This is a genomic window from Streptomyces sp. NPDC002467 (assembly GCF_042889825.1).
GTDB lineage: Bacteria > Actinomycetota > Actinomycetes > Streptomycetales > Streptomycetaceae > Streptomyces.
The window spans coordinates 20,867-27,682 of sequence record NZ_JBIARJ010000015.1 but is presented as its reverse complement, the minus strand read 5'-3'; the positions used below and the strand labels follow the sequence as shown (position 1 = coordinate 27,682).

General features: G+C 71.0%; 3 protein-coding genes. All 3 read right to left on the bottom strand.

Annotation, left to right across the window (positions count from 1 at the left end; translation table 11 throughout):
• Positions 1 to 142: 142 nt before the first annotated feature.
• Positions 143 to 5,095, bottom strand: coding sequence for an NAD-glutamate dehydrogenase (locus ACFYYJ_RS27725; RefSeq protein ID WP_389136375.1), 4,953 nt, complete (start codon positions 5,093 to 5,095; stop codon positions 143 to 145).
• A 388-nt stretch (positions 5,096 to 5,483) separates the two neighbouring features.
• Complete coding sequence (locus ACFYYJ_RS27720; RefSeq protein ID WP_385366367.1) at positions 5,484 to 6,152, bottom strand: HAD family hydrolase; 669 nt, start codon at positions 6,150 to 6,152, stop codon at positions 5,484 to 5,486.
• Positions 6,149 to 6,649 (bottom strand): DUF6912 family protein, encoded by a 501-nt coding sequence (locus ACFYYJ_RS27715; RefSeq protein ID WP_389136372.1) that lies wholly within the window; start codon positions 6,647 to 6,649, stop codon positions 6,149 to 6,151. The genes ACFYYJ_RS27720 and ACFYYJ_RS27715 overlap by 4 nt, the downstream gene beginning before the upstream one ends.
• Positions 6,650 to 6,816: the final 167 nt, after the last annotated feature.

Sequence of the window (6,816 nt, the reverse complement as noted above, 5' to 3'; positions counted from 1 at the left end):
CGGGGGGGGGGGCCACCCCCCCCCGGGGGGGGTGTGGGGGGGGGGGGGGGGGGGGGGGGCCCCGGGGGGGGCGCCCCCCCCCCTGACACCCCCCGGGGCCCCCCCCCCCCCCGGGGGGGGGGGCCCCCCCCGCCGTTTCCGACTAGCTGTGCGCGCGCAGCAGCGACCGCATCGTCCGCATCGCCACCGACAGGTTCGCCAGGTCGAAGTCGTCCGACCCCCGGATCTCGTCCAGGGTCGTCCGCGCACGGCCGATCAGCGCCGCGTTCTTCTCCTCCCACGCCTTGAAGCGCTCCTCGGGAGTCGAGTCCCCTTCGCCCACGGACAGGACGTCCGCGGTCAGGGCCCCGTGCGCCGCGAAGAGGTCCTCGCGGATGGAGGCGCGGGCCATGGACTGCCAGCGGTCGGACCGCGGCAGTTCGATGATCCGGTCCATCAGCTGCGTGATGTCCAGGCGGTCGGCGAGGTCGTAGTACACCTCGGCGACACCCAGCGGGTCCACACCGGTGCGGTCGGCGATCGCGACGATGTCGAGCGTCGGGAAGGCCGAGGAGAACCCGGCGACCTTCGCCGCCAGCTCCTCCGGGACGCCCTCGCCCGTCAGCTCGTCCAGGATCGACTGGTACCACTCCAGGTCGGCGCCGCGCACCAGCTTCGGCAGCTCCGCCCACACCTCGGCGACGCGCGCCGAGAAGAAGTCGATGGTCTCGGTGATCTGGAGCGGCTGCGGCCGGTTGTTGAGCAGCCAGCGCGTACCGCGCTCGACCAGACGGCGCGAGTGCAGCCGCACCCGGGTCTGGACGTCGGCGGCGACCTCGTTGTCGAGCGCCTCCACCGCGTCCCACACCTTGGCCAGGCCGAAGATCTCGCGCGCGGCGAGCTGCGCCCGGACGATCTCCTCCAGGGAGGCCCCGGTCTCCTCGCGCAGGCGGTGCAGGAAGGTCGAACCACCGGTGTTGACGGTGTCGTTGACCAGGAGCGTGGTGATGATCTCGCGGCGCAGCGCGTGCGCGTCGATCTGCTCCGGGAACTTCTTGAGCAGGGCGCCCGGGAAGTACGCGTGGAGCAGGCGGCGCAGGTACGGGTCGTCCGGGAGCTCGGTGTGGATGAGCTCGTCCGCCACCGTGATCTTGGTGTAGGCGAACAGGACGGCCAGCTCCGGCTGGGTCAGGCCCTTGCCGGTGTTGAGCAGCTCGCGGATCTGGCGGTCGGTGGGCAGGAACTCCAGCTCGCGGTTGAGCCGGCCCTCGCTCTCCAGGCGGCGCATGAAGCGCTGCTGGGCGTGGAGCAGGCTCGGGGCCTGGGCGGAGGCGTTGGCGAGCGCCGTGTTCTGCGCGTAGTTGTTGCGCAGGACGAGCGTGCCGACCTCGTCGGTCATCTCGGCGAGCAGCTTGTTGCGCTGCTTGACGGTCATGTCCCCGTCGGCGACGACCGCGTTGAGCAGGATCTTGATGTTCACCTCGTGGTCGGAGGTGTCCACGCCCGCGCTGTTGTCGATGGCGTCGGTGTTGACCTTGCCGCCGTGGTGGGCGAACTCGATGCGGCCGAGCTGGGTCAGGCCCAGGTTGCCGCCCTCGCCGATGACCTTGGCCCGGATCTCGGAGCCGTTGACGCGGATGGCGTCGTTGGCCTTGTCGCCGACGTCCGCGTGCGTCTCGGCCGTGGCCTTGACGTACGTGCCGATGCCGCCGTTCCACAGCAGGTCCACCGGGGACTGCAGGATCGCCTTCATCAGGTCGGCCGGGGTCATCTTGGTGACGCCCGCCTCGATGCCCAGGGCCTCGCGGACCTGCGCGGTGATCGGGACGGCCTTCGCGCTGCGCGGGTGGACGCCGCCGCCCGCGGAGATCAGCGAGGTGTCGTAGTCGGCCCACGAGGAGCGCGGCAGGTCGAACAGGCGGCGGCGCTCGGCGTACGAGGTGGCCGCGTCCGGGTTCGGGTCGATGAAGATGTGCCGGTGGTCGAAGGCGGCCACGAGGCGGATGTGCTCGGAGAGCAGCATGCCGTTGCCGAACACGTCACCGGACATGTCGCCGACGCCGACGACGGTGAAGTCCTCGGTCTGGGTGTCGTGGCCCAGCTCGCGGAAGTGCCGCTTGACGGACTCCCACGCGCCGCGGGCCGTGATGCCCATGCCCTTGTGGTCGTAGCCGGCCGAGCCGCCCGACGCGAAGGCGTCGCCCAGCCAGAAGCCGTAGGACTCGGCGACCCCGTTGGCGATGTCGGAGAAGGTGGCGGTGCCCTTGTCGGCGGCGACGACGAGGTAGGTGTCGTCCTCGTCGTGGCGGACGACGCCCTTCGGCGGCACGACCTCGCCGGCGACCATGTTGTCGGTGATGTCGAGCAGCGCCGAGATGAAGATCTTGTACGAGGCGATGCCCTCGGCGAGCCACGCGTCGCGGTCCACGGACGGGTCCGGGAGGTTCTTCGCGACGAAGCCGCCCTTGGCGCCGACGGGCACGATGACGGTGTTCTTGACCATCTGCGCCTTGACCAGGCCGAGGATCTCCGTACGGAAGTCCTCGCGGCGGTCGGACCAGCGCAGGCCGCCTCGGGCGACCTTGCCGAAGCGCAGGTGGACGCCCTCGACGCGCGGGGAGTACACCCAGATCTCGAAGGCCGGGCGGGGCGCCGGCAGGTCCGGGATGGCCTGCGGGTCGAACTTCATCGACACGTACGAGTGGGGCTCGCCCGCGCCGTTGAGCTGGAAGAAGTTGGTCCGCAGGGTCGCCTTGATCAGCGTCAGGAAGGAGCGCAGGATGCGGTCCTCGTCGAGCGAGGCGACCTGGTCCAGGGCCCCGTCCAGCTCCTCCAGCATGGCGTCGACGAGCTCGCTGCCGGCGGCCTGGCGGCCGGGCGACATCCGCGCCTCGAAGAGGGAGACCAGCAGCCGGGTGGTGTGGACGTTGTTGCGGAGGGTGTCCTCCATGTAGTCCTGGCTGAAGGTGGAGCCGGCCTGGCGCATGTACTTGGCGTACGCGCGCAGGACGACGGCCTGCCGCCAGGTGAGCCCGGCGCCCAGCACGAGGCTGTTGAAGTTGTCGTTCTCCGCGTCGCCGGTCCACACGGCCGCGAAGGCCTCCTGGAACCGCTCGCGGGCGTCGTCGCCGAGGTAGTTGTCCCCGTTGCCGGTGGACAGCGGCATCCGCAGACCGAAGTCGTAGATCCAGGCGCTGACCCGGTCGGAGCGGCGCAGCTCGTACGGGCGCTCGTCGGTGACCTCGACGCCCAGGCGCTGGAGCACGGGCAGGACCGCGGACAGCGAGACCTGCTCACCGGTCCGGTAGATCTTGAAGCGGCGCTCGCCGGGGCCCGCGCCGACCGGCTCGTACAGGGAGAGCGCGAACGGGCGGTCGCTGGCGGAGAGCTTCTCCAGGTGGCACAGGTCGGCCACGGCCGCGCGCGGCGAGTGGTCGGCCTTGTAGCCCTCGGGGAAGGAGGTGCCGTAGCGGCGCAGCAGTTCGGCGGCGCGCTCCTCGCCGAGCTCGGCGACCAGGGCCTCGGAGAAGCCGTCGGCCCAGGAACGGGCGGCGTCGACGAGGCGGGCCTCGATGCGCTCGACGTCGGCCTCGGTCAGGACCGGGAGTTCCTTGCCCTGCGGGACGCGGACGACGAAGTGGATGCGGGAGAGGATCGACTCGGTGTTCCAGGCGGTGAAGTCGACGCTGATGCCGTCGAGGTCCTCCTTGAGGATGTCCATCAGCCGCAGTCGGACGCCGGTGGTGAAGCGGTCGCGCGGCAGGTAGACGAGGGCCGAGTAGTAGCGCCCGTACTCGTCCTGGCGCAGGTACAGCCGCAGCCGGCGGCGCTCCTGCAGGTACAGGACGGAGGTGACGATGGACTGGAGCTGGTCGACCGGGGTCTGGAACAGCTCGTCGCGCGGGTAGGTCTCCAGGATCTGCGTCAGGTCGCGGCCGTCGTGGCTGGACGGCGAGAAGCCGGCCCGCTCCAGGACCTCGGTGACCTTGCGGCGGATGACGGGGACGCGGCGCACGGATTCGGTGTACGCGGCGGAGGAGAACAGGCCGAGGAAGCGGCGCTCGCCGACGACGTTGCCGTTGGCGTCGAACTTCTTCACGCCCACGTAGTCGAGGTACGAGGGGCGGTGCACGGTGGAGCGGCTGTTGGCCTTGGTCAGCACCAGCAGGCGGTGCTCGCGGGCCTTGGCGCGGGCGTCCGCGGGCAGCCGGTTGAAGGACGGCGAGACCGGGTGGCCGTCGTCCTTGCCGCTGTGGTGCGGGTCGGAGCGCAGGATGCCGAGGCCGGTGCCGGGCACGGCGGACAGGGCGTCCCCGTCGACGAGGTTGTACTCGCGGTAGCCGAGGAAGGTGAAGTGGTCGTCGGCGAGCCAGCGCAGCAGCTCGCGGGCCTCTTCGAGCTCGTACTCGCGCAGGTCCGGGGCGGTGGGCTCCTCGGGCAGGCCGTCGGCGATGCGCAGCGCGGCGTCGCGCATCTTCTCCCAGTCCTCGACGGACTCGCGGACGTCGGACAGGACGCGCAGCAGGTCGACGGTGATCTGCTTGAGGTCGGCGCGGTCGGTCTCGCGGTCGATCTCGACGTGGATCCAGGACTCGACGAGGGAGTCGTGGGGGCGCGCGGTGCGGGGGCCGTGCGCGTCGCAGTCGGGGCCGAGGATCTCGATGAGCTTGCCGGTGACGTCACGGCGGACGACGACCTGCGGGTGGATCACGACGTGGATGCCGCGGCCCTGGCGGGACAGCTCGTTGGTGACGGAGTCCACGAGGAAGGGCATGTCGTCGGTGACGACCTCGACGACCGAGTGGCTGGAGGTCCAGCCGTTCTCCTCCACCGTGGGCGTCTGCACGCGTACGTTCGCGGTGCCCTGCGGACGGTTCTCGGCGAGGCGGTAGTGCGAGAGTGCCGCCCCGAACACGTCGACCGGGTCGCGGTCCGAGAGGTCCTCGGGGGCCGTGTGCAGGTAGTAGCGCTGGAGGTAGGAGAGCACCGTGTCCTTGTCTGGACGCTCTCCCTGCTCGGACCCAGTCGGAAGTAGCCCCCCGGCCGGGCTGTTCTCAGCTACCCGGGCCGCCCGTGCGAGCAGCTCGGCCTTTGCTTCGTCCAGCTTGGTCTGCATGTCCTCTGGCTCCTGTCGCGCGCCATTGCGTGACGTAGGTGAAGGAAGGAATGACGGAGTGCCGCCCGGAGGCGGGACGTCCGTCAGTGATCGATATCGACGCTAGGTCGTCGGGGAAGGCTGCCGGGAGGGAATCAGCCATGTTCGGCAGGGAGTCCCGGCAGCGGGAATCAGCGAAGGCCCGGGTACGGTCGTACGCCGGGCGCATGCCGGAGGCTCCAGTGCCGCCGATGACTATCGCGCTGATCACGGGTACAAGGCTATCTCGCCCCACCCCCAGGTCGTCATTCACTGCATCTGTACAAATCTCGGGGTGGAACTTTGACACTCTGGCCAGCGACTGTGCCGGGAGTCCGTGCAGGTGGCCCGCGGCGCACCTGTCCAGACGCTATTCGGCCAGTTCGCGAGCTGTCCGAACAGCCTCTGCCAGGCTGTCCACGACGGGCACACCGGCCGATTCCAGACTGGCGCGACTGTGGGACCCGCCCGTGTACAGCACGGCCCTGGCGCCGACGTGGGCGGCCGCGAGCGCGTCGTCCACGGCGTCTCCGATGAGGACCGTACGGCCGGCGGTCACACCCGTCCCGTCCAGTGCGGCCATGTGGCGTACGAGGTGCCCCGCCTTGGAGGTGTGGGAGGGGCCGATCCGGCCGTCGACGCGCAGGAAGTGCCCGTCGATGCCGTGTTCCCGGACGAGCGGGACGAGCTTCTCGTGGGGCGCGAGGGACAGCAGGGACTGGGTGAGCCCGGCCCGCTGCCACTCCCCGAGCAGCTCGCGGGCGCCCTCGGCGAGCCCGGAGTCCTCGGCGGCGGCCCAGTAGTGGCGGTGGAAGGTGTCGTCCATGACGACCCATTCCTCATCGGTGGGCAGCCGCCCCATGAGCCGCTCGTAGAACTTGGGCACCGGCACGACGTACAGGTCGCGGTACGTCTCCAGCGTGATCGGCGCGAAGCCGAGCTCGGCGAAGGAGGCGTTGGTCGCGGTGATGACGGCGTCGATGTCGTGCAGCAGCGTTCCGTTCCAATCCCACACGATGTGGGCGTTTCGGGCCGTCATCGCAACAGCCCCGGAATCTCCTGCACCCCGAACCACAGCAGCTCGTGGTCCTCGGCCCCGTCCACGGTGAACTGCGCGTCGCCGTCCCCGCCGTCGGCGGCCTCCAGCGCGGCCGCGGCGGCGGCCACGTCCTCCTGGGCGTCGTCGGCGTCCACGTGCACGGCGGCGGCCACGGTCAGCCGCACCGCGGCGGCCAGGCCGACCTGACCGAGGGTGGCCTCGTCGACCCCGGGGGTGGAGGTGACGGCCTTGTCGTCCACGTCGAGCGCGACGACGACGCGCTTGCGCGGAGCGGATTCCTCCCCCGCCAGCATCCGCAGGGAGGCGGCGGCGGCCCGACCGAGGGCGGCGTACTCCAGCTCCTCGATGTCGTCGGACACGTACCACTCGCGCAGCCCGGGCGTGACGGCGTACGCACGCAGCGGGGCGGGCCCCAGCTCACCCGCCTTGTGCGCCTCGGCGAGCCCGGGGAGGGTCAGGGGGACGTACACGCGCATGGCCGGCTGCTTTCGGTAGTCGGAAACGCCCTCAGGATACGACTGTCACCCCGCGTCCGAGTGGGGGACCGCCGCCGTCCCCCTTCGGGGCGTCCGGCCTCCCTTCGCCCCCGTCCACCCCCGTACCCGTCACCGACCGGCCGACGCCTTGCGCGGCACCGCCACGC

Excerpts from the sequence above, each read along its gene's own strand:
- ACFYYJ_RS27725 (WP_389136375.1), bottom strand. The coding sequence starts at position 5,095 with ATGCAGACCAAGCTGGACGAAGCAAAGGCCGAGCTGCTCGCACGGGCG.
- ACFYYJ_RS27720 (WP_385366367.1), bottom strand. The coding sequence starts at position 6,152 with ATGACGGCCCGAAACGCCCACATCGTGTGGGATTGGAACGGAACGCTG.
- ACFYYJ_RS27715 (WP_389136372.1), bottom strand. The coding sequence starts at position 6,649 with ATGCGCGTGTACGTCCCCCTGACCCTCCCCGGGCTCGCCGAGGCGCAC.